This is a genomic window from Micrococcus sp. CH7, assembly GCF_001595485.1.
Lineage (GTDB): Bacteria > Actinomycetota > Actinomycetes > Actinomycetales > Micrococcaceae > Micrococcus > Micrococcus luteus.
In genome coordinates this window covers 1-25,758 of the sequence record NZ_LOSQ01000033.1, presented here as the reverse complement: position 1 = coordinate 25,758, position 25,758 = coordinate 1, and the positions used below count along the sequence as shown (strand labels likewise).

Below are 25,758 nucleotides of genomic sequence, written 5' to 3'. Positions count from 1 at the left end.
TTGAGGAACTTCCATCCTGCGGGAGAGGTCCGCTCGTCTCATCTCAGCCCGGCACCCATGTCAAGAACCTCATGCCCCACAACACCTAGATCGCCAGGCTCCCGAGTACCTCTACGTGGCCCTGGTGGATGCGACCGGGCCGCGGCGGATGGAGGGGGTGGACTTCCACACGGGCACGTTCCCGGACGGGCTGAGCTGGAAGACCACGGTGGAGGCGGAGGCGGTGCTCAACGCCGCCGTGGCCATGGGTCCGCGTGAGGCCGCCGCCGGCGCGCTGGCCGCGCTGGCCTACGTGTCCTGGCTCCGAGGCCAGGGGACCCAGGCCGACGAGCGCCTGGCGCTCGCCAAGGCGTGCGTCCCGTGCCACGCACACGTGCGCGCCGTGTCCGCCATGATCCGCGCCACCTCGGTAGCCGTGGTCGCCGCCGACCTCGACCTGTCCGGGAAGCCCGTCAAGGGCTGACCGAACCGGCCCGGGGGCCGCTCACCGGCGCCCCCCCCTGTCGCGGACTCGACCGCGCAGCCGGTAGCTCCAGGTGCAGCTGCCGGCTGCGGATCTCCGCGACACGTCCCCGCCCTGCCCGCGCTCGCGGGTTGGCCACCACAACATCGTGAGTGTATGGTTTGACACAGCGGGAGGCATTCGGCCACCTGCACCCTTACTGGAGGAGGCAGCTCATGGAGCAGCAGACCACCACCCCCACCTACGCCGACGGCTACAAGGCCGGGTATCAGGACGCCAAGGCCTTCTACACCCGCCGCGACAACCACGCGCGCACCGTGGCCCGCCACTGGCGCGCCGTCGCCGACCACCCCAAGGGCGCCCGCTCCATCGAGGTGCTGACCATGCTCTTCCCCGAGCTGGTCCGCACCCTGGACGCCATGGCCGCTCACGAGCTGGATCACCCCCAGCCCTGAGCCGCCACCTCCCCCGACGGGCGCGGACCGCACGGTCCGCGCCCGTCGGCGTCCCCGGCCCGCTCTCTCGGATCGGGGGGCTGAGATCCTGGCGCACGCCGGCGGGGCGACGTCGCCCGCCCTCGGCGGCACGCGGCCCCCGGGCCCTCAGCCGAAGACGCCGCCGAAGGCCATGGCGGTGGCAGTCTCCACCACCCCCGTGACGGCGGACCCCAGGGCCGCGCTCCCTACGTTGGCGGCGAGACGACGCAGGCGACCGGCTCCCTCAGCCACAGGGCCGACGGCGGGCTGGTCTTCCTGGAGCGCCTGCTGGAGTTCGTCGATGGCCTCGGTCAACTCCTCCTCCCCCTCCTTCTCCGCCATCACACGCAGGTCTGCAAGCGCGCGAGAGAGGTCTTCGACCGTGCCCTGAGCATGGGCGCCCTCGCCGACAGCCACAGGGCCAGACGGCGCGTGGAGATAGGTGATGTATTGCACGCCCACGCGATCGCTCAGCGCGGCATCGACCGCGGCGCGGCTGGGCAGCTCACCGAGGGGGGTGTCGGCGGTGAGGTCGGCGACGAGCTCGACCAGGCTGGTGCGGATGCGGTCCACGATGCCGCGGAGGGTCGGACCGGGCACCGCGTACATCAGGCTGGTGATCTGCTGATGCGGCGGCAGGATGGCGTTGAACACCATCTGCGCTGCACTGAGCGGGCCGGTCCCGTAGTGGAACGCCTCCCGAGTCGCCATCTCCTCGATCTCCGCCAGAGGCCCCTTGAGGGTCAGCAGTTCGGGGACCACCTCCCGGACGTCGTCGGGGAAGTCGTACCACGAGACGGGTTGCCTGCTCACGACGGTGTTGCCGCTGATGGAGGACATGAGCATGCCGGCATGGATGCTCCGGTAGGCAGGCGCGTCGACATCGTCCGGGTAGCCGTTGAGCTCGAACCTCGCCCACTCCCGCAGGCTCTGCGAGCCGGTCTGCGCGCCGAGCATCAGGCACTTGCGCAACAGGCCGGGCAACGGTTCCGCCTCGTCGATGACGCGCTCGCGGAGGTCAGTGAGCAGTGAGCTGGTCATGGTGTCCTTCGCCGGATCCGGTGGGATGCTGATCGTATCCATCCCCCGACTGAACAGGCCTCGCTCTCCCCCGCCCCGCGCGGCTCCCTGCCCGCCCCGCAGCCGTGCCGGGGACACATGCCCCGGACCTCCAGCTCCCGCAGCCGCGGCAGCCCGGCCGGCCGAGCTGAAGCAGCCGGCCGCCCATCTCCACGACACGTCCCCGCCCGGCCCGCGCTCGCGGACCCCTGGGCGTAATACGCAGGCCAGCGCCGTGCCGCCTACCCTCGGCCGCAGCTCTGCCGGCGGACATCCACGGCACGCCGGTCTCCCCCATGCGTGGATGACACGGCAGTCATCGCCGCCAGAAGCACCACATGCCGCGGCGCTCCGTCTCCCTGCTCGTGAGCTCCTCGAGCTTGCCCTCCACGCGGCTCAACTCCTGCTCGTACCAACGCAGGTCCGCCTCGCGCTGCCTCCTCTTCCGCTCGGCTTCCTCCGCAGCTTGATCCTCCAGGCGCTCAGCACGGAGCGTCAGCTCGTCCTGCCAGAAGAGGCCACCGAAGATGAACGCAGAGGACAAGAGCAACCCCAACGCCCCCATCGAGTCGACCACCGGACTGTGCCAGAAAAACCCAGCCGCCAGCGGCATGCAGGCCACGATGGCCGCCGCAATCGCCCAGTTGGACCGCGCCCTGCCAGCCTGCCGCGTCGACACCAGGGCACGGAGCACGGCCACGAAGAACACCCACGCCAGGACGAACAGCGCGCGCAGCTCAGGCGACATCGCAGGCTCCCCTCCAGGGGGCGGCGGAGCTGAAAATCCCAGGCTGTCGTCCTCCGAGGCCAGCACGCCCAGCGTCGTTACAGCGGACCAGATCGCCCCCACGATGGCCCCCCACGCGGCCAGCCACCTCCCGCGAGCTTTGAGTTGCGAGGCCCGCTCCGCCGACGCCTGCTCATCGCCTGCCATCTACCCTCCTACCGGGAACCCCCGGGACTCGGCCTGGCGCCGATCCACGCCGCCGGCACCCTCCGCCCATCTTGTCCCGACTCAGCCGCCAGAGAGCCCACCTCCCGCGGAAATCGCTGTCGACCCAACGACCACGCCGGGGACGTGCCCCGGACCCGCGGCCGCCGGCGCCCCGAGCTGAAGCAGCCGCGGCCGCCGGCAGCACATCTCCACGACACGTCCCCGGCCGACCCGCGCTCGCGGACGCGTTCGCTCCGGGCTGGCCGGGCCGGGACGTCCGCACGCCGGCGTCGCCGTCGAGTGGACGGGGCCGCCGACGCTGCGACCATGGGTGGCCCTGGCGGTGCTGCCCCCGTGTGCGCGTCCCCCCGGCTCCGCAGGTGTCTTGCCGGCCCGGGGCTGGAGCGTTGGCGCATGAGACGACGGCGGCCCCCCTCCAGTGAGGGGGGCCGCCGTGGCGGGGAGGTCAGCAGAGGTTTGCCTGGCAGTCGGGGCAGATCTGGGAGATGATCCGCTCCCGCTCCACCTTGGTGCGGTGGGGCAGGACCTCGTGGACGGGCTGGCCGGCGTCCAGGGCGTCCGCCTCGTCCTGGGTGATGGAGACGTAGTCGGCCTTGCCGCAGAGGGGGCAGAGGCAGTCGATGTCGGCGCTGTCCGGGCCGTAGACGTTGTAGATGCGGTGGGCGATGCGTCCCATGGGGCGCTCCTTCGGTGAGGGGTGCAGGCCCCCTGATGAGGCCCGCTACGTGTCTAACCATACACGTCCCCCGCTTACCGCACAAGCGTCTTTCGCGGTCGGTTCAGCAGCAGCTCATGCTGGATCTCCGCGACACGTCCCCGTCCGATCCGCGGGCCCAAGCTGCGGCCGCGAGCTCATCCGCACGCGATCGCCGAGGCCGGTCATGCCGGCTCGGCCGCGGCCTCCTTGGCTGCGGAGCTGCCCGCGATGAGCTGCGCGATGAGCTCGGCGTCACCGGGGGAGCTGGCGGCCGGCGCCTGCGGCTGCTCCAGAAGCTGCTCGACCCAGTCCGGCGTCTGGTCATGACGCTGGGCGAGCACGTAGGGCCCGCGGAGCAGGGCAGGCAGGTTGTAGGCCCACACGACCGGGTCCTGGGCGTAGGTGGCGCGCCGGCGCTCGCCGCGGCCGAGGTCGTCGACGGTGGGGGTGGGCAGCTCGAGGTCGAGGTGCCCCTCGGGGTCATGGATCTGGACGTCCTCCCCGTCAACGTGCACGTATCCGACGTGCCGCTGGAGGCCGGAGGGGCCGTCCAGGTGATGGATGGTGATGGTGAACATCAGATCTCCTTATGTTGATCTTGTATCAGTTTATCAGCGCTCGTAGAGATTCGACAGGCTCAGGATCCGGCCCTTGCTCTGCATCAGACGAGCCCTCCGGCGCACCTCGTGGAAGCGGCCGTCCTCGATCGTGCCGCGCAGGCCCAAGCCGTCTTCAGAGTCCAGGAAGCGGGCCAGGACCGCCTTCTCCTCCCGAGTGGTCGCGCGGGCCTGCGGGAGCTTGGAGCGCGCGTCGACGAACATCGAGGCGTTCACGCCGCCGACGCCGTCGGTGAAGGCGAATCCGTTGTCGATCGCCGAGAGGCCGCGGCGGTCCATCAGGACGTTGTTGCCGTGGCGGTCGACCTGCCCGATCAGGCAGTCGAAGAAGGCCAGATCGCTGGCCTGGTCGGAGTGGTGCTCTGCCATGTGCATCAGGTTCATCTTCGTCCTCATCGGCCCCCCGGGGACTCCGTAGGAGATGGAGCCCCACTGGCCCTCGTACTTGACCAGGGCCACCGGAGGCACCAAAGCCGCGTACTTCGGACCCAGCGCCTGGGCGAACTGCGAGGCCGCGGCCTCATGGGTGGGCTGGAGTCGGCCATCGTGGCCGTAGGACTTGGCCACTCCCGTGTTCAGCGCGTCGTAGGGCTTGAAGTAGCCGCACGCGCCGTCGTCCCACACCAGACGCTTGATGTCGTTGACGCCCTTGCCCGCGACCGACGCACCCTCACGCGCCGAGTCCATCCGCATCAGCTGCCGCTCTTCGGCGGTGCGCCCCTGCCGCTCCACCAGCAGCGCCACACGGGCGGCTTCTTCCTCGCCGCACTGGTCCTCCCACTCCGACCACTCCGACCCGCGAGCGCCCGTCGAGGCTGAGCCGGGAGTCGGGGTCGGGGTGCGGTGGTCGCGGCCAGCGCCTGCGCCTGCGCCGCCGCCCGCACCGGCGACCGCGACGCCGCCGCCGGCTCCGCCGCCACCGGCCACTCCGGCGCCGCCAGCGCCCCCACCGCCGCCGACGCCTCCTGCTCCGCCGGCGGCTGCGGCGGCCGGCGCTCCCCCGCGGGCCGGTCCTCGGCGGGCTGGGGCCTTGGGGTCGTTGCGCAGCTCGGTCTTGGCCGCCTCCCATCCCTTCTTGGCCGGGCCCGCGGCGCGGGCGAAGACGCTTTCCGGAGCGCCGGCCTGACCGGCCCACTCCTTGATCTCGTTGACGGGCTTGCGCTGCCTCTTCAGCTCGGCCAGCTCGTCAGCCTTGCCCTCGGCCTTGGCCCACCGGGCGATCTGCTGTCCGATCGCCCGGTTCTCCCGTCGACGCTTCAGCGCGGCATCCCGTGCCGTTGCGTTCGGGGGGCATCGACGTCCGTGGGGACACCCCGCCTCGCCCTGAGCCCTGCACATGCCAACCTCCTGGTCCGATCCATCCGCCCTGCACGGGCGCCTTCACTGACCACAAGGCCGGGCTCTCCGCGACATGTCCCTAGCTGCTGACGAGTCCGTCAGGTCAGTCGTCCAGGCCGCGGGCCCGGCGTCTGGCGGACCGATAGGCGGCGATCATGACGATGGCCACGAGCACGGCGCCGGCCCCCAGGACCAGGGGGAGGCTGACGCCGACGCCGGTGTCTGCGAGCTCGAAGGCGGCCTGGTCTGCGGGGACGAGCAGGCCGATCTCCAGCAGGCTCTGGCGCACGGAGTTCATGGCGCTGGCGGCCCAGGCGGTGAAGGCGCCGGTGCCCAGGAAGAACATGCCGGCCAGGGTGATCCAGATGATGTCGGTGCCGTCGCTGGTGCCGTTGGTGTTCGCGCTCATCTCAGTTCTCCTCGTGTTCGATGTGGCGGGTGGGCAGCATCTCGGTGGCGGCCACGGAGATGCCGCCGGCCTCCCCGGTGTCGCGCTCGATGTACTCCAGGTAGATCCCGGTCTCGTCCTCCTGGGGGTCCTCGGCGAGCACCGCCCAGGTCTCGGCGTCGGGGTCGATCTGGATCAGGTCTCCGGCCTGCAACTCCTCGGCCGGGGACTCGACGGGCTCGCCGTAGCCCTCGAAGAGGTCCTGTTCGTCGTCGGGGACGTAGGGCACGTGCTTGCGCTCGGCGATCACGGGGCGGCTGGGGTCGGCCAGCACAGCCGGAGAGGGGCGCCCGGTCGGGCGTTCCTCGACCGCGGCAGTGGCGGGAGCAGTGTTCAGGGACTGCAAGGCCGCGAGCGCGGCGGCCGGGACGGCCGCGTTGGCGGCGGGCGCGGTGGCCGGCTGCACCTGGGGCTGGTCGGGGGCCTCGTAGACGCGGGCGTCCATGTAGTCGGCGTAGCTGGTGGGGTTCTCGTTGCCGTCCAGGTCCACCGTGACCGGATCGAGGATCTCCACCAGCATCTTCTTGTGCACGACTTCGCGGGGGCGCACCGCGGCGACGCGCTGGGGGTCGTAGTCGTCGGATCCCGGGTCGGGGTTGGGGGCGTAGATGGTCTGGATCATGACGGGCACGCCGGCGGAGTTCAGGGCCATGCCGCGGCCCTTGATGTGCCGGGGGATGGTGGTGCCGACCACGTAGGAGTCCCACATCATCTTGGCGCCGTCGGGGCTGAGGCGGGACATGGCCACGCGCATGCCGAGGTTGTCGCGGAACTCACCGGAGATGAAGCGGGTGTCCGCGCGCTGGAGGCCGATGAGCATGTGGATCTTCGCCGAGCGGCCCAGGCGTCCGATGTTGCCCAGGCGCTTGAGCACCGCGGACTTGGAGGATCCGCCCTTGGGCTTGACCTCGGCCCACCAGTCGTCGGCGGCCTCGAGCAGCGTGGTGGCCTCGTCGACGATCAGGGCCACGGGCTCGAAGTCGGCGGAGGTCGCCTTGCCGGCCTCGATCAGCGCGTAGCGCTCGTTCATCAGGTCGTGGGCGTCCTCGATCAGCTTCACCTGGTGCTCGATGCGCGAGGCCAGCCGCTCCACGTTCGGCCAGTCCCGCAGGCCGATGAACTCGATCCGTTTGCCGTCGATCACCCAGACCTTCCAGCCGGCCTGGGTCAGGCGCTGGACGACGTTCTGCTCCACGACGGTCTTGCCCGAGCCGGTGGTGCCGACCACCACCATGTGGGGTTGCTTGCGGGGGTGCCAGGAGAGCTGCTCGCCGTCCTCGTCCACACCCAGGGGGATCTGGAAATCTCGGTAGTCGGCGTGGGTGCGCACCAGCGGGGAATGCTCCGGCGGGGGCAGGACCAGGGAGGGCATCGGCTCGCGGGCGGAGAACACGACGGTGTCCTCGACCAGGTTCCACTCCGGGACCCAGTCTCCGGGCACGCGGGTGGCCAGGACCCGCTCCACGCGCAGCCGCTTGGAGGCCATGGCCATGTTGCTGCCCTGCTCGTGGGCGACCTCGATGCGGGTCGCGTCGCCGTCGTCGTTGAGCTCGACCTTCACGCGGGCGGACTCGCCCAGCAGGTCCCGCACCACCCGGGATGCGCGGTCCACGGTCGGGTCGGTCTTCTCCACCTGCTCGGCCCCCACGGCACCGAGCACCACGCGGCGCTTGCGCGGCAGGTGGGCCTCCACCTTGTACTTGGCCCCGAGGCTGACCGAGGTGACCTCGGCCAGGGACTTCAGCCACTCCGGGTCCGGCACCACCCTCGCGTGGTAGGTCAGCTGCACCTGCTGGGGCAGGCCGATGAACCCCCCACGCCAGCGGGAGAGCTTCACCGCGGCCCGGGACGGCCGCGGGCGGATCATCATCACCGGGCAGATCTGCTCGGTGAAGTGGTCGGCGATCTCCGCCCGCTGCCGGGCCCGCTCGGCCACCACCAGGGATGCCGTCGAGACGCCGGCACCACCGCCGGCGACCGTGTAGGCCAGGGCCGGGTCCGTGGAGGCGAACATGCCGGCGGCCAGCGCGCCGGCGGCGACCAGTCCCGATCCGATCCCGAAGAACTTCGCCGGCTGCGGCTGAGGGGCCAGCACCCTGAGCCCCTCGTCGACCTCCTGATGCGCGCCGACCTGCGCCGTGCCCACACCCATCTGCGGCTCCATGTCCACGCTCATCTGCGGCCTCACCCTCTGGCCCCGAGGACGGGGCCGACGACTCTCGTTCACTGCCCATAAGGCCCGCCCGCGCCGCCGATGTCCCTCCCCGCCTCGCCGACGCACCCCACCCTCTGATCGCCTCCCAGTACCCCCTGCCGTAAAAACGCAATCATGTGGAAGGCAGATCACCCCGGTACCCCCTTCCATGGACTTGACTCGTCGGGTAGCCTCCTCAGCGAGACGAAGTCGAGAGGAGGAGGCTAACCCGAGCGAATCAGCCCATTCCAGAGGGCAATATCTCGATTTTCTTCCTTCCCCGTCCTTCAGGATTTCCCGATGGGTGGAGGCGCTCGACTCCCGCTCTTCCCGCGGGCTTCCCGCTCGCGTTATGGCACCTGAACGGCACTCCTGCGGTGCCGTCTCCGGCTGTCGAGATGCAGCGAAGATTTCACAAACGCGCAAATATGTTTCATACGACCACGAGCCACTTAGGTATTGACAGTTGAACCCTGTCCGGGTGCAGCTCGTGGTTCTCCAGTCAGCCCGTGTGCGACGCTGACGCCATGAACCAGCCCTCCATGGCCACCCTGTCTTCGGGAAAAATCACCCTGCGTGACGCCCGTCGCGGGACCACACGGGATGTGGAACTGGAGCCCTTCGAGATGGCCGTGCACCCCCTCCGTGACCGGAGCACCGGACGCCCGCTCACGCCTCTGACATGGTTCGAGACCATCAACCTCTGCAACGAGCTATCCAATGCTGAAGAGCTGCAGCCGGCCTACACGCATGCTGGGGACGGACGCTCCGTCACCTGGAACACGAGCGCTGACGGGTACCGATTGCCCACCGAGGCCGAGTGGGAGTACGCCTGCCGCGCCGGAACGACCTCGCCCACCTACGGGCCGCTTGAAGACATCGCCTGGACCAGCCTCGACCACCTTGAGGGCCCCCAGCCCGTCGGCATGAAGAAAGCCAACCCGCACGGTCTGCACGACATGCTCGGCAACATCTGGGAATGGTGCTGGGACTACGCCGATCCCGCCCGCTACGGCGACTACCGCAGTCTGCGCGGGGGTGGCTGGGCGGATGAACCCTGGAGCGTGCGCGCCTCAGTGCGCCGGGGCAGCGCCCCGGACGCCGTCCTGGAGGACGTGGGACTCCGCCTGGCCCGGGGTCTGGTCGGCAGCCCGGGACAAGCTCAGGGCTGGTCCCATGAGGCAGACAGGCAACGAGCCGCCATCTGCGGGCCGCTTCCCGTGGGGTGGACACCCTTGCGGGAGATCTTCGCCTGAGAAGGGAACCGCCCAGCCTCATTCGGCGGAACGGAGCCGATCCGTCGGCAACGACAACATCACCGTCGCGGTGAGATCCGGCGCCTTGGCCACCGCCCTGTCATCGAGCCGCGGCGCCACTGTGACGGCCTCTCGTGAGAACTCCTGGATGCCCACGGGCACCCATGCGTCACCCTCGGTGCGAAGCAGCCACTGTTCGCCCAACGCCTGCAAACCGACGGTGTCAAGCAGTTCTTCGGCCTCGGTCGACTCCATGGGTTCACCGCATCGCCGACGCAGGAGGTCGTAGGGGATGAAGAGGCCTTCGTCGGTCATCTCGATGTACCCGACGTGCTCGCGGTCATCAGCGCGGAGGTGATCTAAAACAGTGGTCACGGTGACAGCCTAGAGTTGTCGACTCGATACCCCAGCCTGCTCCCCGCCCCAGCACGGCAGGGGCGTCCGGCCAGGCTCCCTCACACACCGGATCCCGCCCCCTCTCCGAACGGTTCACGGCGAGTCGCGTGCAGTCTTTGCTGCATCTCGACAACCCCGAGGGTGACGACGTCCTCCACGGGATCGGCCCGGCCACTGACTGTCCCCGTGCTGCTGCGCCCGCGCGCCTTCACCAGGGTCACCGTCAGAGACCCCTGCCTGGGGTCTCCGGCACCGCGCTTCCCGAGCGTTGACCCCACTCACTGACGGGTCTGGGCGCGAGTCGGTTTCGTACCAGTCTTCGCTGCCTTCGTCGATGCGGCAAGGCAGTCCACGGTTCTGATGAGCCGAGGGGTCACTACTCTCCGACGCGCAGCGCCAGAACCCAGCGGATCGCCCCGCAGCATCGGTGCACCACAAGGCACACCTCGGACGCTCCAACCATTGTTTGCAGCACTTGCGCAATGCAGCTCACACGATCGCCTCCCTCCTTGCGGAATACCTGACATGGGTATACGTTTGACTAGTACACGTACCCGGTAGGGGTACTCCCGACGTACAACCCGACATACAAGGAGGACACCTGATGGCTTCGAACGATTACCAGGTGACGGGCATGACCTGCGGCCACTGCGAGATGTCGATCCGCGAGGAGGTCAGCGAGATCCCCGGCGTCCAGGACATCCAAGTCAGCGCGCAGACCGGCAAGCTCAACGTCACCGCCGAGGGCGAGATCGACGACGCCAAGGTCCTCGCGGCGGTCGAGGAGGCCGGCTACTCGGCGGTGCGCGTCTGATGAAGGCCGGAGGACGGCTCGCGCTCTACGGGGCCGGGTTGGTGGTGGCGTTCGGCGGGGCCTTCGGCCTCGCCGGCGCCGTCATTCCCGATAGCTTCGCAGCAGCATGGGCAGAAGGAAGCGGCGTGAACGCACACGGTGAAGGGCACGGCGACGCTGCGCAGGAAACCGCGGAGCCCGCTCTGAACGGGGTCTCCGCAAGCGCGGACGGCTTCGTGCTCTCTCCGGTCCAGGCCCCCACGGCCGCAGGCGAGGATGGAGACCTGAGCTTCCAGATCCTCGACGAGTCCGGCGAACCGGTGACCGAATACACCACCGCGCACGAGAAGGACCTGCACCTGATCGCCGTGCGCACCGACGGCGCCGGCTTCCAGCACGTGCACCCCGAACTCGACACGAGCACAGGCACCTGGTCGGTGCCGTGGACCTGGGACGAGGCGGGCACCTACCGCGTGTACGCCGACTTCACACCCGCGGGCGAGGAAGCCGAAGGCATCACTCTCACCCGCGCAATCGAGGTCGCGGGCGACTTCACCCCTGTCGAGACCGAGGCGCAGCCCACCGACGAGGTCGACGGATACACCGTCTCCCTCAACGGCGACCTCACTGCGGGCACCTCAAGCGAGCTCACCATCTCGGTCGAGCGTGACGGTCAGCCGGTGACCACGCTGGAGCCTTACCTGGGCGCGTTCGGCCACTTAGTGGCGCTGCGCGAGGGTGACCTCGCCTACCTGCACGTCCACGCCGAGGGCGACCAGCCCCAGGCCGGGGACACGGCCGGACCCGACATCGGATTCGCAGCGGAGGCCCCGACCGCCGACCGTTACCTGCTCTACCTGGACTTCCAGGTCGACGGGCAGGTGCACACCGCCGAGTTCGTGATCGACGCCGAGCATGGTGACGGCACGAAGACAGACGATTCGCATTCCGACGGCCACTGACCCGCAGGGCCCGGCGTCGCACGAGAGCTGAGAAAGAAGGAAGAGGATGAGCACATCAGCGCCCCCAACGGGTGGGCCGGACATCGAGTTGGAGATCGGCGGGATGACCTGCGCCTCCTGCGCGAACCGGATCGAGAAGAAGCTGAACAAGCTCGATGGCGTCGCGGCCACCGTCAACTACGCCACTGAGAAGGCTAAGGTCACCGTGCCTGCCGGCTACGATCCGTCACTGCTGGTCGCCGAGGTCGAGAAGACCGGGTACACGGCCGCACTGCCCAAGCCCAAGGACACTACGGCGAACACGTCGGAGACCGAGGCCGGGGAGGAGGAAGACAGTGAGCTCACCTCGCTGCGGCATCGGCTGATCGGCGCGATCGTGCTCACTGTTCCCGTAATCGCGATGGCGATGATCCCCGCGCTGCAGTTCACGTATTGGCAGTGGGCCTCACTCGCCCTGGCCGCACCGGTGATCATCTGGGGAGCTTGGCCGTTCCACAAGGCGGCGTGGACAAACCTCAAGCACGGTGCGGCGACGATGGACACGCTCATCTCGATGGGCACCTCCGTCGCACTGCTCTGGTCGCTCTACGCGCTCTTCCTCGGCACTGCCGGCACTCCCGGCATGACGCACCCCTTCGAGTTCACGATCGCTCCGTCGGATGGCGCGGCGAACATCTACCTCGAAGTCGGCGCGGGCGTGACGATGTTCATCCTCGCCGGCCGCTACTTCGAGAAGCGATCCAAGCGCCAGGCCGGGGCCGCGCTGCGCGCCCTCCTGGAGCTGGGCGCGAAGGAAGTCGCCGTACTCCGCGACGGCGTAGAGGTGAAGATCCCCACCTCTGAGCTGGCGGTCGGCGACGAGTTCATCGTCCGTCCAGGCGAGAAGATCGCCACCGACGGTCTCGTGACCTCCGGCTCCTCCGCGGTGGACGCCTCGATGCTCACCGGCGAGTCCGTGCCGGTCGAGGTCCGCGAGGGCGACTCGGTCACCGGTGCCACCGTCAACGCCGGCGGCCGCCTGGTCGTGCGGGCGACTCGTGTGGGTTCGGACACACAGCTCGCACAGATGGCGAAGCTCGTCGAGGACGCGCAGACCGGCAAGGCCGAGGTGCAGCGTCTGGCCGATCGCATCTCCGGCATCTTCGTGCCGATCGTCATCGTCGTCGCGTTCATCACCCTCGGCGCCTGGCTGGGAGGCGGGTTCCCCGTCGCCGCCGCGTTCACCGCAGCGGTCGCCGTGCTCGTCATCGCCTGCCCCTGCGCGCTGGGTCTGGCAACCCCGACCGCGCTGCTCGTCGGCACCGGGCGCGGTGCGCAGATGGGCGTCCTCATCAAGGGTCCGGAGGTGCTGGAGTCCACTCGCAAGGTCGACACCGTCGTGCTCGATAAGACCGGCACCGTCACCAGCGGCAAGATGACTCTGACCGACGTGATCACTGAGCCCGGTGTGGATCGTGCGGAGCTGCTGCGTTTCGCCGGTGCACTGGAAGACTCTTCCGAGCATCCGATTGCGCAGGCGATCGCCAAGGGCGCGACCCAGGAAGTCGGCCAGCTGCCTACTCCAGAGGACTTCGCCAATGTCGAGGGCAAGGGCGTGCAGGGCATCGTCGAGGGGACCCCGGTCGTCGTCGGCCGCGAGTCTCTGCTGGCGGACTGGTCGCAGAAGCTCTCTCCGGAGGTCGCACAGGCGAAGGCCCAGGCCGAGGGCGAGGGCAAGACGGTCGTCGCGATCGGCTGGGACGGTGCTGCGCGTGGCATCCTGGTCGTCGCCGACACCGTCAAGCCCACGAGCGCCGAGGCGATCCGCGGGCTCAAGGAGATCGGCCTGACCCCGGTGCTGCTCACCGGTGACAACGAGGCCGTGGCCCGCCAGATCGCGTCCGAGGTCGGCATCGACGAGGTCATCGCCGAAGTGCTACCCAAGGACAAGGTCGACGTCGTCACCCGCCTCCAGGAAGAGGGCAAGATCGTCGCGATGGTCGGCGACGGCGTCAACGACGCCCCCGCGCTCGCGCAGGCCGACCTGGGCCTCGCGATGGGCACCGGCACGGACGTCGCGATCGAGGCCTCCGACATCACGCTCGTGCGCGGTGACCTGCGGGCCGCCGTCGACGCGATCCGCCTGTCCAGGAAGACCCTGTCGACGATCAAGACCAACCTGTTCTGGGCATTCGCCTACAACACCGCCGCGATCCCGGTCGCTGCGCTCGGCATGCTCAACCCCATGCTCGCAGGTGCGGCGATGGCGTTCTCCAGCGTCTTCGTCGTCGGCAACAGCCTCCGCCTGCGCGGGTTCACGAGCGTCGCCTCGAAGTGACGTACGAGAACCCACCCATCCACACGAATCCAATAACGAAGGAACACCAGAGAATGAGCAGCTGCTGCAGCACGAACGAGACCAACCCGGCCGTGGAGAACGGTGGACGCGAGAACCTTCTTGGCGGGGGCGCCGATGACATGACCACCTGCCCGGTCATGGTCGGCACCCCGGTCAGCAAGAAGACCGCCGAGGCCGCCGGCCTCTACCGCGACTTCGAGGATGAGCGCTACTACTTCTGCTGCGCTGGCTGTGGGCCCGCGTTCGATTCGGACCCAGCCAAGTACGCCGCCAACATGGCGTAATCCACCAGCGTGCGGGGTGCCGCGGCACCGCTGCGGCACCCCGCCACCTGATCGGAGCGAACCGACATGACCACTACGACTCCCACCACCGAAACCCACCTCGACACCTGCCCCGCAGGAGGCGACGGCGACGCGTCCGTCCACGGATACATCAGCGATAAGACGAAGTACCGCAATCGCCTGCGCCGCCTGGAAGGCCAAATCCGCGGCATCGATCGGATGGTCGACGAGGACCGCTACTGCATCGACATCCTCACCCAGATCTCCGCAGTCACCAGGGCACTCGAAAACGTCGCCCTCGGCCTGCTCGACGATCACCTCAAGCATTGCGTCCTCGACGCCGCACTCGCCGGCGGACCAGTCAGCGAGCAGAGGCTCGGCGAGGCGTCCGAGGCCATCGCCCGCCTCGTGCGCTCCTGACGCCGGCGCATCAGTTCGATCACGACCAGCAGTTCAGGAGTTCTTCTATGACCCCACAGCACGTCCTCATCCTCGGATCGGGAGCAGCCGGGGCCGCAGCCGCCCGCACTCTCGCCTCACGCGACGATGTCCGGGTGACGCTGGTGACCCGCACCGGGGAGACGCCCTATACGCGGATGCTCATCAAGGGAATCGCGTTCGGTCCGACACCGCCGGAGATGATCAAGCTCCCGCTGCCTCAGATCGAGGTCATCGCCGACACCGTGCTCAAAGTCGATACCTCGGCGAAGCAGGCCCAGTTGACCTCCGGCGCACAAGTCTCCTACGACGCGCTCATCGTCGCGACCGGGAGCATGCCCCGCTCCCTGCCCGCTGACGTGTTCGGCGGCGACGACGCCGGACAAGGGCGGGTCACCGCTCTTCACTCCGTGGAGGATGCCCTGGGCATCCGAAAGCTGCTGACCGGACTGGGGCGACCCGCGCGGGTAGCGATCTACGGCGGTGGAATCATCGCAGCCGAGACAGCCTCGTCTCTGCAAGCCGACGGACACATGGTCACGCTGGTCTCCCGCAGTTCAGTTCCCGGCGTCGGAGCGTTTGGGGCGCCCGTGGCTGAGCGCCTCGCCGCCGACCATGCCGCCAAGGTGCAGGCCCGATTCGGTCGCACTCTCCAGCATGTCGACGAAACAGAATCCGGTGTCACCATCACCCTCAACGACGGAAATCCCGTCGTGGCTGACTTCCTTCTCCTCGCGCTCGGCACGACGCCCGCAGCCCCGTCACCGTGGACGAACGGTATCGACGTCGACGATCACCTCCGCGCCGCGGCAGAACACGTCTACGCAGCCGGAGGCGTGGCCACGCACCACGACGAAGCACTGGACGCCTGGCGCATCGACCATTGGGAAGACGCCGCCGCACAGGGTGCGCATGCCGCGCAGGCCGCATTGCACGACCTCGGCATTAGCGACGATCCGGGCGCCTACCTGCCACGCAGCCCTTACATGGCAATGGTCTACGGTCAGATGATCTCCGGAGTCGGGTACACAGCCGGCGCAGACGCCCACCTGGAAGCCGGTGAGGAGTTCATCGTCCGCCACGAGACCGACGGCATCGTCGTCGGCGTCACTGGCATCGACGCAGTCGGCACCGTCTACCAGTGGGGGCAGCAGCTCCACGGCGTGCGGGCATAGGCAATGGCGGGAGACTGTATTAGGCAGATCCCACGGCGGGGCTTCGTGCTCTCGCTGGCAGCGACCATTCTCATGATGGCCGCTGCCAGCGCGCCGTCCTTGTTCTACCCCCAGATCGCCGAACGGCTCGGACTCATCCCCGTCGCCACCACACTCGTGTTCGCGGTCTACACCTTCACCCTCCTGGCCGCGCTGCTCTACCTCGGACCACTCTCCGACCACGTCGGCCGACGTCCGGTCGTGGCCGCCGGTTCTTTGGCGCTGGCGCTGAGCGTGGCCATGTTCTGGTTCGCCGGTAGCCTCGCGGCGCTCCTGGTCGCCCGAGCCTTGCAAGGGCTCGCAGCGGGTCTGCTGATCCCGGCGCTGTCGGCGATGATGATCGACTTCGAGTCCCCGTCACATCGGAACATCGCAGCCCTGTGGAACACGATCGGCCCGATGATTGGCCTTGGGGCCGGGGCTCTCGGTGCTGCACTTCTCCTCGATCTCACCTCCGAACCGACAACTGCCGTCTTCGGGTCGCTCGTGCTTGCCTTCCTCATCGTGGCAACGGTCGTGTGGAGCACACCGGAACTGGCCCCGAAGACCCAGATACGACGTGGCGACCTCCGTCCGCGGTTCACCGTGCCACCGCACCTACGCCGCATGTTCACCGCCGGAGTGCCCGTGATCATCGCCGGGTGGGCGACCAACGGACTCTTCCTTGCGCTCGGAGCCGACCTCGTCGGCAGTGAGCTTGGGGGCTCCACGCACACCCAAGCTGGGATCGTCATCTTCGCACTGGCGATCTCCGGAGTCACCGCCTCCTCCGTCCTACAGCGGCGTTCCGCCCGCACCATCAGCCTGTATGCGACCAGTGCCCTGGCGTTCGGCACCGCAGTGAGCATCGGCGCCCTCGCACTCGGTTCCTACCCAGCCTATGTCGCCTCGGTCGCGATCGTCGGTTCCGGGTTCGGCACAGCGTTCCTCGGGGTACTGCGCACACTCATGCCCCACACGGCATCGTCGGAACGCGCCGCCGTGATGGCTGTGATCTACACAGTTGCCTACCTGGCATTCGGCGTGCCCACCATCGTCGCCGGATTGCTCGTGCCGGTGCTCACCCTGTCGGGGACGATGACGATCCTCGGTGCGATCATCATCGCCCTCAGCCTCGTCGCCACCGTCCTGCGCCTGCGCATCCCGCACCCGGCCGCAGGCCCGGCAGAGACTGACGACTTCCCCGAGCCTCCCACCGGCTCTCACCGCCGATCCGCACCCGACCGAGAGGAGCAGCCATGACCTACGTGATCGCGCTTCCCTGCGTGGACGTCAAGGACCGCGCCTGCATCGACGAATGTCCTGTCGACTGCATCTACGAGGGCGAACGCTCGCTCTACATCCACCCCGACGAATGCGTCGACTGCGGAGCCTGCGAACCGGTCTGCCCCGTCGAGGCCATCTACTACGAAGACGACCTGCCCGACGAATGGTCTGACTACTACAAGGCCAACGTCGAGTTCTTCGACGAGTTGGGTTCTCCCGGAGGAGCCGCGAAGACCGGACCGACGGGCTTCGACCATCCCCTCATCGCCGCATTGCCCATCCAACACGAGCAGACCCTCTGAGAAGGGGCTTCCGATTGATCCATACCGACACAACACACAATCCTTGACTAGTACCCCCTAGGGGTATATGGTAGGCATATTGATGAAAGGAAATGACATGCAGAGGAGACTGCGAACAGGACTGGCAGCGGGAGCCCTCGGAGTGGCGCTCGTGCTCGCCGGTTGCGCCAGCGGAGCAGACGACAACCAGCAGACCGACCCCTCGGCTACTGAGGAGCATCAGGGCCACGGCGGCAACAACGCAGAAAGCGGTGATGAAGAGATGGAGCACCCGATGGACGGCGGACCGGCACCCGAGGGTATCGCCGAAGCCAGTGAGCCCACCTACCCTGTCGGTACCGAGGTGCAGCTCACGGCCGACCACATGGAAGGCATGGAAGGGGCTACAGCAACGATTTCCGGCGCATTCGACACGTACACGTACTCCGTGAACTACACGCCCGCAGGTGGCGGCGACCCCGTCGCTGATCACAAGTGGGTCGTGCAGGAAGAAATTGAGGATGCCGGCGACGCGCGCCTGGCCGACGGCACAGAGGTGACTCTGCTCGCCGAGCACATGGAAGGCATGGAAGGCGTAAAGGCCACCATCGCTTCGTCCACCGATGAGACGGTCTACATGGTCGACTACGAGACGGACGGCATGAAGATGACGAACCACAAGTGGGTCGTCGAGAGCGAGATCCAACCAGCGTCCTGAGCCGACGTTCGCTTGCCCGGCCACCGGGTGAGCGGCAATCGGCCTGGCTCGATGACGGAGGAGAGGAATCATGACGGACCCGAACTCACACCAGCACCACGGTCACGAAACCGATACACCCGCCCACGGCGAGCATCACCACGGGTCTGTGTCCGCGCACGCCTCGGCGGATGCGCACGGCACGCGCGAGGGTCAGCACACCGGGCATCAGGGCCACGCCATGGACCACGGGCAGCACTCAGGCCACACGGGCCTCGACGAGCACGGCGGCCACGATGAGCATGCCCAGCACGGTGGGCACGGAGATCACAGCGGCCATGGCGGGCACGGGGACCACGTTGGCCAGTTCCGCCGGCTGTTTTGGATCAACCTCGTCATCGCCATCCCCGCGGTCGCCCTCTCACCGATGTTCGCCATGCTGCTGGGCTACGAGGTCCCCGGCTGGGCGGGCTGGGTCGCCGCGGCACTGGGCACCGTCATGTACGTCTGGGGCGGCAGGCCCTTCCTCACCGGTGCCGTCAGCGAGTTGAAGTCCCGCAAGCCCGGGATGATGCTACTCATCGCTCTGGCGATCACGGTGGCCTTCTTCGCCTCCTGGGCCGCCACGCTCGGGCTCGTCCATCACGAGCTCGAATTCTGGTGGGAACTGGCGCTGCTGATCGTCATCATGCTGCTGGGCCATTGGATCGAGATGCGCTCCCTGGCCCAGACCACCTCGGCGCTCGACTCGTTGGCGGCACTGCTGCCAGACGAGGCCGAGCGCGTCGAGGGCGAGAACGTCGTCAAGGTGGCCCCAGCCGACCTCGACGTGGGCGACGTGGTCATCGTGCGCCCCGGCGGCAGCGTCCCGGCCGACGGAACCATCGTCGACGGCCGCGCCGACATGGACGAGTCCATGATCACCGGCGAGTCCCGCCCGGTCTCTCGCGGCGAGGGCCAGACCGTCACCGCCGGCACCGTCGCCACCGACTCCGGCCTGCGGGTGGAGATCACCGCCACCGGTGACGACACCGCCCTGGCCGGCATCAACCGGCTCGTCGCCGAGGCGCAGAACTCATCCTCCCGCGCCCAGCGGATCGCCGACAAGGCCGCGGCCTGGCTGTTCTGGTTCGCTCTTGGCGCGGCGCTGGTCACTGCGGTCGTCTGGACGCTCATCGGCATGCCCGACGAGGCCGTCGTGCGCACCATCACCGTGCTCGTCATCGCCTGCCCCCACGCCCTCGGCCTGGCGATCCCGCTGGTCGTCTCCATCGCCACCGAGCGAGCCGCCCGCGGAGGCGTCCTAGTGAAGGACCGCCTGGCGCTGGAGTCCATGCGGCAGGTCGACGCGGTCCTGTTCGACAAGACCGGCACGCTGACCAAGGGCGAGCCCACCGTCACCGGCGTCGAGCCGACCGGCGAACTCGACGCCGACCAGGTCCTCGCCCTCGCTGCCTCGGCCGAGGCCGACAGCGAGCACCCGCTCGCCAAGGCCATCGTCACCGCCGCCAAGGACAAGGGCCTTGCCCTCCAGCAGGCCAGCGGCTTCTCATCCTCGCCCGCCGTCGGCGTCACCGCGACCGTCTCCGGCCAGGAGGTCCGCGTCGGCGGGCCCCGGCTGCTCGAGGAGACCGGTCAGCACGAGGTCGGCACGGCCGAGGCATGGCGCTCCGAGGGCGCGATCATTCTGCACGTTCTCCGCGGCGGCCAGGTGGTCGGCGGGCTGAGGCTCGCCGACGAGGTCCGGCCAGAATCCCGCGACGCCGTCGACGCCCTCCACGCCCTCGGCGTCGAGGTCGTCATGATCACCGGCGATGCCGAGGCGGTCGCGAACGAGGTCGGCAAGGAGCTCGGCATCGACCGCGTCTTCGCCGGCGTGCGCCCGGAGGACAAGTCCGCGAAGGTCTCCCAGCTGCAGGAAGAGGGCAAGAGGGTCGCGATGGTCGGCGACGGCGTCAACGACGCCCCGGCTCTGGCGCAGGCCGATGTCGGCATCGCGATCGGCGCGGGCACCGATGTCGCCATCGCCTCGGCCGGGGTGATCCTGGCCAGTTCCGACCCACGCAGCGTGCTCTCGATCATCCAGCTGTCGCGACGCGCATACGGCAAGATGAAGCAGAACCTGTGGTGGGCCGCCGGCTACAACCTTCTTTCGGTGCCGTTGGCGGCCGGTATCCTCGCACCGGTGGGACTCGTCCTGCCAATGTCGATCGGCGCGATCCTGATGTCAGCCTCCACCGTGGTTGTCGCGCTCAACGCCCAGCTGCTGCGGCGCATCGACCTCACACCCGAAGCCAGCACGCGTTCCGTCCTGGAGCGCCAGAAGTAAGGACATGCCCATGTCTGTCGATACCGATTCCCACCAGCACGGCTACATCAGCGACAAGGAGCGCTATCTCGGCCGCATGAAGCGCATCGAAGGACAGGCGCGTGGGATCGCGAAGATGATCGATGAGGAGAAGTACTGCATCGACATCCTCACCCAGGTCTCCGCCCTGACCCGTGCCCTCCAGGGGGTCGCGACTGGTCTGCTCGACGACCATCTCAAGCACTGCGTGCTTGATGCCGCCAAGCTCAGCGACGAGGCGGCCGTCGAGAAGATCCAGGAAGCCACCGACGCCATCAACCGGCTCGTTCGCTCCTGAACCCGGACCCTGACCACCGCGTTCCAGGACACGGCGGGCACAAACCCTCAGGATGCCAGCGCGCTTGATCCTCGCCGACGCGCCGCCCGCCCGCGACGCGCTCACCTTCGCTCAGCGGGCCGCGCAGGCCGGTGCCCATGGCGTGCGCTTGCAGGCCGCAGCCGCGCTAACGCCCCGTGGCCCGCTCGACCGCACTCCTACGATCCTCGTCCTTCGCACGCTCCGCTCCGACCCCGAGCTGCAGTGCGACGTCACCGTCGACACCCTGACCGCGACCGCCGACCCCCTGACCCTGGCGCTGCCGGAGACCGCGCTGGCACCCGCCTGGACCAGCGTCGAACCCCCGCAACACGGGTGGAGACTTATTGCCGATGTGACCAGCCTGACGCTGATGCGCAGCGCCCGTGCCGGCATCGAGGCCGTCGCCCAAGCACTTCCCGACAAACCCGGCGACGATGTCGTCCGCAAGATCCGGGGCACGGTCTGGGGCACCCCGGACACGGCACTCGCATCGCTGCCACAAGGCGTTGCGTTCGCCGCCTACGTCTTCGGGTTCCTCAGCCGAGGAAACGGGGCCACGATCTCAACCGCCGGCCGTTGGACGCGGTTGACCCTCCCGACTGGACACGTGCTCCTGCGCGGACCCGTCGCCTCTGGCCTCACCCCGATCCGCCGCACCCGGCCACGCGTTTCCGAGTCCGTCACATCGATTGAATAACCCTTGATACCCTATAGGGGTATGGGGTAGTATTGATGACTATGAAGAAGGTTGAGCACGTGCACGCCACGTATGACACACCGCATCTGAATGCGGCGGTCGGAGTCTTCGCGTTGCTGGCGAATCCGGTGAGTGTGAAGATGATCCTCGCCATTCGCGACATCGAGGTCTCTGCCAATCATCTGGCGGACATCGTCGACCTTCCCGTCGACCAGACCTCCCACGAGCTTCACCGCCTGGAGTCGGCCGGGATCGTGAGTCGGCAGCGACGCGAGTCCGGCGACTTCTACCTATTGAACGGTGTGCATGCCGGGGCGCTGGCTGAGGCTGCGATCTTCCATGCCGAACATCAGCAGCAGGAACGCACTCGTGCGGGTTCTCCCACCTCGAACTCGCGACCGAACTGACAGAGGAGGCATCATGCCCCGTTTTTCCCGATTGACCCCTGAGACCGCAGTGGGGGCCTCACGAGACTTGCTCGGCGATCTCGTCGAGCGGCACGGCCAGGTCGGAGACATGGTCTCGACGATGGCGCACTCCCCGGCGGTGCTCGGCGGCTATCTGCAGCTGAGCAAAGCCATGCGTCGCGCCAAGCTCGACCGTAAGGTCAGCGAGCTCGTTTCGATCGCCGTGCAGTCGAAGCAGGGATGCGGAATGTGCCTGGCCTCGCACATCAGCGCGGCACGATCGCTCGGGGTCAGCGATGACGAGATCGCACTCGCCCAGCAGGGTACGGCGATGACCGGCCCGGTCGCGGCGATGATCGCGCTCGGCCTCCAGATCTACCGTGAGCCTACGTCGATCACCGACGAGCAGATTGACGAGCTTCGGGGATACGGGTACAGCGACCGTGAGATCTCTGATGTCGTCGGGGTCGTGTCGCTGAACATTCTCACCGGCGCCTTCAACCTGGTTGCTGGCCTCACGCCGGGCGACTGACTTCGCCGGCGACTTGGTGCCTTGGCCGAGAGGATAGGCAGCGGTCTGCAAAACCGTTTACACGGGTTCGAATCCCGTAGGCACCTCCACTTCCCGCTGAGCCCAATAGGACACACGTCGTTGGAGGCGAGTGATGGAGAGCCAGCACATCTTCAACGGTGACATGACACGCGTCGCGCGCATCCTCGTGAAGGTGAGCGCCCAATATATCGCCCGTGAAGCCAACGTGACCAAGGAAGAGTTGCGCGACTTCGAGAAGGGGCGACACGACTTGTCGTAGAAGAAGCAGGAGCGTGTGCGGGCCGCCCTCGAAGAATTGGGGGCAGAGTTTCTGCCTGACGGACCCAACGGCGGCTACGGCATCCGTCTGAAGTTCGGCCGTTCCAGGATCTACTCACTTGAACGTTGCGAGGGCGAGGGCGGGCCGCGGCTCACAACAGAGTCTGATCGTCGGACCCAGGCCCATGTGCCCTTCTCGGAACCGGATTCAAACCTACCTTTTCACCTGGAAGATCGCACCACGGCCTCACTGCGCATCCTGGTGCCGTTGCGCCTGGGCCGGCTTTGGCCGTCACACCTTGCCTCTGTTCCAGGAATGGAAGCGTGGGCACGCTGAGCTCATCGAATACAGTCGCCCGACGGACCCGATCTGGGCCCTGCGCGACGGGGGCGATCGATGCCGCACTCATCCGCTCTTCTTCACCCAAACGTGCCATTGGTCCGGGTTTGGAGCGGTTACCGCTGTTCACCGAACGCCTGGTTGCATCGGTGACGAGTACCGACTCGCGTGCCCGGCAGGAGTCGGTGACCCTAGCCGATCTCGCTGACGGGCCGGTGGCGGTCTGGGCGACCGCTCCGACGGCCACCGGGGAGCTGTGGAGTACGACTGCTCGCATGCCGCGCACGATCTCGGTGGCGAACACGGACGAGTGGTTAACCCGCATCGCTGTCGGCGACGCCATCGGCATCACTGCAGAGGCGACAACGCACAATCACCGCGCGCCGGAGGTGGTCTATCTGCCCATCGAGGATGCCCCACGGGTGACCGTGGCGCTGACCTGGCCAGGGCAGAGGAGGAGCCACCCGCAGGTAGGGGTCTTCGCCACCTGCGCACAGGACTACTTCACCCGACTCATCGACATCGGCTCCCCACCCCGCCTGCTCTCCACCGGGGCCGATGGTCAGCTGACGTAGCTCCCCACTGCAGCTATGCGACCGACCATCCCCCAGGTAGCCCATCCTCGGGTGCGACGGGACCCCTGAGCTTCATTCCGTGTCGGAGCAACAGATCACACTCGACAATATCGCTCTAGCGCGATATGATCGCCCTATGACGATGATTCAAGAGGAGGGGGCAACCCTCGACGAAGTGGCGACAGTAGCGTACGCCCACCTGTTCCAGGCATTTGCGGAGCCGACGAGGTTAGCGATCGTGCAGCACCTCGCCTCCGGGGAGCACCGGGTCCGGGACCTGGTCGAGCACATGGGCCTGGCCCAGTCCACGGTGAGCAAGCATGTCGGCTTCCTCGTCGAGTGCGGCCTGGCGACGATGCGCCCGGAAGGGCGCTCCACCTGGTACTCGCTGGCACAGTCCGAGCTCCTGCGTACCCTCATCGCCGCTGCCGAACGCCTCCTCGATGCCACCGGCACGCAGACCCTGCTCTGCACGCACCTGCGACTCCCACATACCCACCACGCGACAGATACGGACAAGAAGTAGTCATGGGCGCAGGACACAATCACGGCCCCGCCGCCAGCGAGACCGGTCACCCCGGAGATTTCCGCAAGAAACTCTGGATCGCATTCTCGATCACCGCGACGATCGTCGTCGCCCAGGCCATCGGCTCGATCATCACCGGCAGCCTCGCACTGCTGACCGACACCGCCCATGCCATTACCGATGCCTCCGGGCTGCTGGTCGCACTGATCGCCGCGACGCTGATGCTCAAGCCCGCCAACTCCAAGCGCACCTGGGGGTTCCGGCGTATCGAAGTGATCGCAGCCCTCGGACAGTCGGCACTGCTGCTGGCGGTGGGCACCTACGCCGCCATCGAAGGCATCCGGCGACTGTTCGAGCCGCCGGAGGTGCCCGCAAGCGAACTGCTGATATTCGGCATCATCGGCCTGGTCGCGAACATCATCGCCATCACCATCCTCGCCTCCAGCCGCGGTTCGAACTTCAACATGCGTGCCGCGTTCCTCGAAGTTCTCAATGATGCCCTCGGGTCGCTCGGAGTGATCATCGCGGCGATCGTCATCGCCACGACCGGGTTCATGCAGGCCGATGCCATCGCCGGACTGCTTATCGCCACATTGATCGTGCCTCGCGCGTTCAAGCTCATGCGCGAGACCACCGGCGTCCTTATGGAGTTCACTCCCAAGGGCCTCGACCTCGACAAGGTGCGTTCGCACATCCTCGAACTTGACCATGTCAAAGATGTCCATGACCTGCACGCCTCCACTGTGGCGACCGGCCTGCCGATCCTGACCGCCCACGTCGTCGTCGAGGACGAGTGTTTCACCGACGGTCGTGCCGCGCAGACGCTCCACGAGATCAAAGATTGCGTCGCAGGACACTTCGAGGTCTCCATCCATCACTCGACCTTCCAGATCGAGACCGAGCACATTGCCGAACATGAACCGGAAATCAGCAAGCACGACTGAACGCAGTGCCCCTCCCGGGCTCGTTCCGGGCGGGGGCGCTTCCGCGTCACGCAGGTAGGCACTACCCCTATGGGGTAGTAAGGCCAATTGGCACCACGGGCAGACACGGGAAGGAATCCCATGAAAAACTTCAGGCCATTCCCGAAGTACGGCGGAACGAAAACCGCTGCAATCACCGTCGTGGTCGGTGCTTTCCTGCTCACCGGATGCACGGCCGCCAACGACTCATCCTCAGCCTCCCGGCACTAACGATCAGCTGTCACCAGTTCCTGCTTCACGCCCGCCAGCTGTTTCTCAACTGCTGACCTTTGCCTCGCAGCACGCTTCAGCACAGATTCGCAAGGCTGCACGCGAGAGCATCCCCGACTGATAGCCCGCCGTCGACCACGAGAGGTGACTCCTCTGCACCCGGTGCCTGAGGCGGAAGTCGAGCGGCAGGTGGCACGGCCTCAGAATCGCCTTCCCGGCATGAGCGCACTGTCAGGCGCGCGCCTGGGACATGTCCGCGACGCAGCGGTCAGGGTGGTCGGCTAGGGCATGTCTGACAATCGTTTTGACCATGCGAGCACAGCATTCAGGACCACAGCGGCCCTGTAGATGATCGCGTACTTGTCATACCG

30 protein-coding genes and 1 tRNA gene are annotated in these 25,758 nt (G+C 67.7%); 22 read left to right on the top strand and 9 right to left on the bottom strand.

Annotated features, from left to right (window positions below):
• The first annotated feature begins 157 nt into the window (after nucleotides 1-157).
• Together AUV08_RS09105 and AUV08_RS09100 are read left to right on the top strand one after the other, a co-directional pair.
• Nucleotides 158-463 carry a hypothetical protein gene (locus tag AUV08_RS09105; protein WP_157571225.1) on the top strand — a complete coding sequence of 102 codons (306 nt, stop codon included), beginning with the start codon at nucleotides 158-160 and terminating at the stop codon, nucleotides 461-463.
• Nucleotides 464-678: 215 nt separating this feature from the next.
• On the top strand, nucleotides 679-918 hold the full coding sequence (locus AUV08_RS09100; protein WP_061873209.1) for a hypothetical protein: 240 nt from the start codon (nucleotides 679-681) through the stop codon (nucleotides 916-918).
• Nucleotides 919-1,065: 147 nt separating this feature from the next.
• Here AUV08_RS09100 and AUV08_RS09095 read toward each other — a convergent pair whose 3' ends face one another.
• The 7 genes from AUV08_RS09095 to AUV08_RS09065 all read right to left on the bottom strand — a co-directional run bounded on the left by AUV08_RS09095 (nucleotide 1,066) and on the right by AUV08_RS09065 (nucleotide 8,229).
• Nucleotides 1,066-2,022, bottom strand: coding sequence for a hypothetical protein (locus tag AUV08_RS09095; protein WP_157571224.1), 957 nt, complete (start codon nucleotides 2,020-2,022; stop codon nucleotides 1,066-1,068).
• A 292-nt stretch (nucleotides 2,023-2,314) separates the two neighbouring features.
• Nucleotides 2,315-2,932 (bottom strand): hypothetical protein, encoded by a 618-nt coding sequence (locus tag AUV08_RS09090; protein WP_061873207.1) that lies wholly within the window; start codon nucleotides 2,930-2,932, stop codon nucleotides 2,315-2,317.
• 466 nt (nucleotides 2,933-3,398) lie between these two features.
• Nucleotides 3,399-3,629, bottom strand: a complete 231-nt coding sequence (locus AUV08_RS09085; RefSeq protein WP_031943917.1) for a hypothetical protein — start codon at nucleotides 3,627-3,629, stop codon at nucleotides 3,399-3,401.
• Nucleotides 3,630-3,832: 203 nt separating this feature from the next.
• Nucleotides 3,833-4,228 carry a hypothetical protein gene (locus AUV08_RS09080; protein ID WP_049159949.1) on the bottom strand — a complete coding sequence of 132 codons (396 nt, stop codon included), beginning with the start codon at nucleotides 4,226-4,228 and terminating at the stop codon, nucleotides 3,833-3,835.
• Between the two features lie 33 nt (nucleotides 4,229-4,261).
• A complete protein-coding gene (locus AUV08_RS11990; protein ID WP_157571223.1) occupies nucleotides 4,262-5,605 on the bottom strand; it encodes a hypothetical protein in 1,344 nt (447 codons plus the stop codon).
• Between the two features lie 103 nt (nucleotides 5,606-5,708).
• Entirely contained in the window at nucleotides 5,709-6,014 is a 306-nt protein-coding gene (locus AUV08_RS09070) for a hypothetical protein (protein ID WP_031943914.1), read from the bottom strand.
• A 1-nt stretch (nucleotide 6,015) separates the two neighbouring features.
• On the bottom strand, nucleotides 6,016-8,229 hold the full coding sequence (locus tag AUV08_RS09065) for a type IV secretory system conjugative DNA transfer family protein (RefSeq protein ID WP_157571222.1): 2,214 nt from the start codon (nucleotides 8,227-8,229) through the stop codon (nucleotides 6,016-6,018).
• A gap of 545 nt (nucleotides 8,230-8,774) precedes the next feature.
• On the opposite strand from AUV08_RS09065, the gene AUV08_RS09060 reads away from it, so the two are divergent.
• Nucleotides 8,775-9,503 carry an SUMF1/EgtB/PvdO family nonheme iron enzyme gene (locus tag AUV08_RS09060; protein ID WP_223246359.1) on the top strand — a complete coding sequence of 243 codons (729 nt, stop codon included), beginning with the start codon at nucleotides 8,775-8,777 and terminating at the stop codon, nucleotides 9,501-9,503.
• Between the two features lie 18 nt (nucleotides 9,504-9,521).
• On the opposite strand, the gene AUV08_RS09055 is transcribed toward AUV08_RS09060, so the two are convergent.
• Entirely contained in the window at nucleotides 9,522-9,878 is a 357-nt protein-coding gene (locus AUV08_RS09055) for a hypothetical protein (RefSeq protein WP_061873204.1), read from the bottom strand.
• Between the two features lie 625 nt (nucleotides 9,879-10,503).
• Between AUV08_RS09055 and AUV08_RS09050 the strand changes: the two genes are divergently transcribed.
• The 9 genes from AUV08_RS09050 to AUV08_RS09010 all read left to right on the top strand — a co-directional run bounded on the left by AUV08_RS09050 (nucleotide 10,504) and on the right by AUV08_RS09010 (nucleotide 18,193).
• On the top strand, nucleotides 10,504-10,713 hold the full coding sequence (locus AUV08_RS09050) for a heavy-metal-associated domain-containing protein (RefSeq protein ID WP_006213359.1): 210 nt from the start codon (nucleotides 10,504-10,506) through the stop codon (nucleotides 10,711-10,713).
• Entirely contained in the window at nucleotides 10,713-11,654 is a 942-nt protein-coding gene (locus tag AUV08_RS09045) for a hypothetical protein (protein ID WP_061873203.1), read from the top strand. Before AUV08_RS09050 ends, AUV08_RS09045 begins: the two co-directional genes overlap by 1 nt.
• A gap of 46 nt (nucleotides 11,655-11,700) precedes the next feature.
• Complete coding sequence (locus AUV08_RS09040) at nucleotides 11,701-13,971, top strand: cation-translocating P-type ATPase (RefSeq protein WP_061873202.1); 2,271 nt, start codon at nucleotides 11,701-11,703, stop codon at nucleotides 13,969-13,971.
• A gap of 53 nt (nucleotides 13,972-14,024) precedes the next feature.
• Nucleotides 14,025-14,276 carry a YHS domain-containing protein gene (locus AUV08_RS09035; RefSeq protein ID WP_006213356.1) on the top strand — a complete coding sequence of 84 codons (252 nt, stop codon included), beginning with the start codon at nucleotides 14,025-14,027 and terminating at the stop codon, nucleotides 14,274-14,276.
• Between the two features lie 66 nt (nucleotides 14,277-14,342).
• The gene (locus AUV08_RS09030) at nucleotides 14,343-14,696 is read left to right on the top strand and encodes a metal-sensitive transcriptional regulator (protein ID WP_006214162.1); all 354 of its coding nucleotides are present in this window, start codon (nucleotides 14,343-14,345) and stop codon (nucleotides 14,694-14,696) included.
• A gap of 47 nt (nucleotides 14,697-14,743) precedes the next feature.
• On the top strand, nucleotides 14,744-15,889 hold the full coding sequence (locus AUV08_RS09025) for an FAD-dependent oxidoreductase (RefSeq protein WP_061867615.1): 1,146 nt from the start codon (nucleotides 14,744-14,746) through the stop codon (nucleotides 15,887-15,889).
• 3 nt (nucleotides 15,890-15,892) lie between these two features.
• Nucleotides 15,893-17,170, top strand: a complete 1,278-nt coding sequence (locus AUV08_RS09020) for an MFS transporter (RefSeq protein ID WP_223246360.1) — start codon at nucleotides 15,893-15,895, stop codon at nucleotides 17,168-17,170.
• On the top strand, nucleotides 17,167-17,496 hold the full coding sequence (fdxA, locus tag AUV08_RS09015) for a ferredoxin (RefSeq protein ID WP_061867617.1): 330 nt from the start codon (nucleotides 17,167-17,169) through the stop codon (nucleotides 17,494-17,496). The genes AUV08_RS09020 and fdxA overlap by 4 nt, the downstream gene beginning before the upstream one ends.
• Nucleotides 17,497-17,593: 97 nt before the next feature.
• Nucleotides 17,594-18,193: a YdhK family protein gene (locus AUV08_RS09010; RefSeq protein WP_061873200.1), complete on the top strand. Its 600-nt coding sequence runs from the start codon at nucleotides 17,594-17,596 to the stop codon at nucleotides 18,191-18,193.
• Nucleotides 18,194-18,278: 85 nt separating this feature from the next.
• Here the strand turns inward: AUV08_RS09010 and AUV08_RS12325 are convergent, their stop codons facing one another.
• Complete coding sequence (locus AUV08_RS12325; protein WP_255355161.1) at nucleotides 18,279-18,401, bottom strand: hypothetical protein; 123 nt, start codon at nucleotides 18,399-18,401, stop codon at nucleotides 18,279-18,281.
• A gap of 198 nt (nucleotides 18,402-18,599) precedes the next feature.
• On the opposite strand from AUV08_RS12325, the gene AUV08_RS09005 reads away from it, so the two are divergent.
• The 10 genes from AUV08_RS09005 (at nucleotide 18,600) to AUV08_RS08965 (ending at nucleotide 25,138) form a co-directional block, all read left to right on the top strand.
• A complete protein-coding gene (locus AUV08_RS09005) occupies nucleotides 18,600-20,501 on the top strand; it encodes a heavy metal translocating P-type ATPase (RefSeq protein ID WP_223246361.1) in 1,902 nt (633 codons plus the stop codon).
• Nucleotides 20,502-20,511: 10 nt separating this feature from the next.
• On the top strand, nucleotides 20,512-20,817 hold the full coding sequence (locus AUV08_RS09000; RefSeq protein ID WP_006214168.1) for a metal-sensitive transcriptional regulator: 306 nt from the start codon (nucleotides 20,512-20,514) through the stop codon (nucleotides 20,815-20,817).
• A gap of 64 nt (nucleotides 20,818-20,881) precedes the next feature.
• Nucleotides 20,882-21,535, top strand: coding sequence for a hypothetical protein (locus AUV08_RS08995; protein WP_223246362.1), 654 nt, complete (start codon nucleotides 20,882-20,884; stop codon nucleotides 21,533-21,535).
• Between the two features lie 41 nt (nucleotides 21,536-21,576).
• Nucleotides 21,577-21,942 (top strand): helix-turn-helix transcriptional regulator, encoded by a 366-nt coding sequence (locus AUV08_RS08990; protein WP_061873197.1) that lies wholly within the window; start codon nucleotides 21,577-21,579, stop codon nucleotides 21,940-21,942.
• 13 nt (nucleotides 21,943-21,955) lie between these two features.
• Nucleotides 21,956-22,474 (top strand): carboxymuconolactone decarboxylase family protein, encoded by a 519-nt coding sequence (locus AUV08_RS08985; RefSeq protein ID WP_061873196.1) that lies wholly within the window; start codon nucleotides 21,956-21,958, stop codon nucleotides 22,472-22,474.
• A 15-nt stretch (nucleotides 22,475-22,489) separates the two neighbouring features.
• A tRNA-Cys gene (locus AUV08_RS08980) sits at nucleotides 22,490-22,563 on the top strand.
• Between the two features lie 44 nt (nucleotides 22,564-22,607).
• Nucleotides 22,608-22,754: a hypothetical protein gene (locus AUV08_RS11985; protein ID WP_157554209.1), complete on the top strand. Its 147-nt coding sequence runs from the start codon at nucleotides 22,608-22,610 to the stop codon at nucleotides 22,752-22,754.
• A 323-nt stretch (nucleotides 22,755-23,077) separates the two neighbouring features.
• Nucleotides 23,078-23,668, top strand: a complete 591-nt coding sequence (locus tag AUV08_RS11830) for a LysR substrate-binding domain-containing protein (RefSeq protein WP_197459321.1) — start codon at nucleotides 23,078-23,080, stop codon at nucleotides 23,666-23,668.
• 136 nt (nucleotides 23,669-23,804) lie between these two features.
• Nucleotides 23,805-24,194 carry a helix-turn-helix transcriptional regulator gene (locus AUV08_RS08970; RefSeq protein WP_061867931.1) on the top strand — a complete coding sequence of 130 codons (390 nt, stop codon included), beginning with the start codon at nucleotides 23,805-23,807 and terminating at the stop codon, nucleotides 24,192-24,194.
• A gap of 2 nt (nucleotides 24,195-24,196) precedes the next feature.
• The gene (locus AUV08_RS08965; protein ID WP_061873195.1) at nucleotides 24,197-25,138 is read left to right on the top strand and encodes a cation diffusion facilitator family transporter; all 942 of its coding nucleotides are present in this window, start codon (nucleotides 24,197-24,199) and stop codon (nucleotides 25,136-25,138) included.
• The last annotated feature ends 620 nt before the right edge of the window (nucleotides 25,139-25,758 follow it).

Excerpts from the sequence above, each read along its gene's own strand:
- AUV08_RS11985 (WP_157554209.1), top strand. The coding sequence starts at position 22,608 with ATGGAGAGCCAGCACATCTTCAACGGTGACATGACACGCGTCGCGCGC.
- fdxA (WP_061867617.1), top strand. The coding sequence starts at position 17,167 with ATGACCTACGTGATCGCGCTTCCCTGCGTGGACGTCAAGGACCGCGCC.
- AUV08_RS09090 (WP_061873207.1), bottom strand. The coding sequence starts at position 2,932 with ATGGCAGGCGATGAGCAGGCGTCGGCGGAGCGGGCCTCGCAACTCAAA.
- AUV08_RS09100 (WP_061873209.1), top strand. The coding sequence starts at position 679 with ATGGAGCAGCAGACCACCACCCCCACCTACGCCGACGGCTACAAGGCC.
- AUV08_RS09050 (WP_006213359.1), top strand. The coding sequence starts at position 10,504 with ATGGCTTCGAACGATTACCAGGTGACGGGCATGACCTGCGGCCACTGC.
- AUV08_RS09010 (WP_061873200.1), top strand. The coding sequence starts at position 17,594 with ATGCAGAGGAGACTGCGAACAGGACTGGCAGCGGGAGCCCTCGGAGTG.
- AUV08_RS08970 (WP_061867931.1), top strand. The coding sequence starts at position 23,805 with ATGACGATGATTCAAGAGGAGGGGGCAACCCTCGACGAAGTGGCGACA.
- AUV08_RS08985 (WP_061873196.1), top strand. The coding sequence starts at position 21,956 with ATGCCCCGTTTTTCCCGATTGACCCCTGAGACCGCAGTGGGGGCCTCA.
- AUV08_RS09035 (WP_006213356.1), top strand. The coding sequence starts at position 14,025 with ATGAGCAGCTGCTGCAGCACGAACGAGACCAACCCGGCCGTGGAGAAC.
- AUV08_RS09065 (WP_157571222.1), bottom strand. The coding sequence starts at position 8,229 with ATGAGCGTGGACATGGAGCCGCAGATGGGTGTGGGCACGGCGCAGGTC.
- AUV08_RS09000 (WP_006214168.1), top strand. The coding sequence starts at position 20,512 with ATGTCTGTCGATACCGATTCCCACCAGCACGGCTACATCAGCGACAAG.
- AUV08_RS08965 (WP_061873195.1), top strand. The coding sequence starts at position 24,197 with ATGGGCGCAGGACACAATCACGGCCCCGCCGCCAGCGAGACCGGTCAC.
- AUV08_RS09030 (WP_006214162.1), top strand. The coding sequence starts at position 14,343 with ATGACCACTACGACTCCCACCACCGAAACCCACCTCGACACCTGCCCC.
- AUV08_RS09025 (WP_061867615.1), top strand. The coding sequence starts at position 14,744 with ATGACCCCACAGCACGTCCTCATCCTCGGATCGGGAGCAGCCGGGGCC.
- AUV08_RS11990 (WP_157571223.1), bottom strand. The coding sequence starts at position 5,605 with ATGTGCAGGGCTCAGGGCGAGGCGGGGTGTCCCCACGGACGTCGATGC.
- AUV08_RS09060 (WP_223246359.1), top strand. The coding sequence starts at position 8,775 with ATGAACCAGCCCTCCATGGCCACCCTGTCTTCGGGAAAAATCACCCTG.
- AUV08_RS09070 (WP_031943914.1), bottom strand. The coding sequence starts at position 6,014 with ATGAGCGCGAACACCAACGGCACCAGCGACGGCACCGACATCATCTGG.
- AUV08_RS09095 (WP_157571224.1), bottom strand. The coding sequence starts at position 2,022 with ATGGATACGATCAGCATCCCACCGGATCCGGCGAAGGACACCATGACC.
- AUV08_RS09080 (WP_049159949.1), bottom strand. The coding sequence starts at position 4,228 with ATGTTCACCATCACCATCCATCACCTGGACGGCCCCTCCGGCCTCCAG.
- AUV08_RS09040 (WP_061873202.1), top strand. The coding sequence starts at position 11,701 with ATGAGCACATCAGCGCCCCCAACGGGTGGGCCGGACATCGAGTTGGAG.
- AUV08_RS12325 (WP_255355161.1), bottom strand. The coding sequence starts at position 18,401 with ATGCCCGGTGTGCTGACCCTCGCGCGTGCCGTGCGCATCCGCCGAGGC.
- AUV08_RS08990 (WP_061873197.1), top strand. The coding sequence starts at position 21,577 with ATGAAGAAGGTTGAGCACGTGCACGCCACGTATGACACACCGCATCTG.
- AUV08_RS09085 (WP_031943917.1), bottom strand. The coding sequence starts at position 3,629 with ATGGGACGCATCGCCCACCGCATCTACAACGTCTACGGCCCGGACAGC.
- AUV08_RS09020 (WP_223246360.1), top strand. The coding sequence starts at position 15,893 with ATGGCGGGAGACTGTATTAGGCAGATCCCACGGCGGGGCTTCGTGCTC.
- AUV08_RS09005 (WP_223246361.1), top strand. The coding sequence starts at position 18,600 with ATGTTCGCCATGCTGCTGGGCTACGAGGTCCCCGGCTGGGCGGGCTGG.
- AUV08_RS09045 (WP_061873203.1), top strand. The coding sequence starts at position 10,713 with ATGAAGGCCGGAGGACGGCTCGCGCTCTACGGGGCCGGGTTGGTGGTG.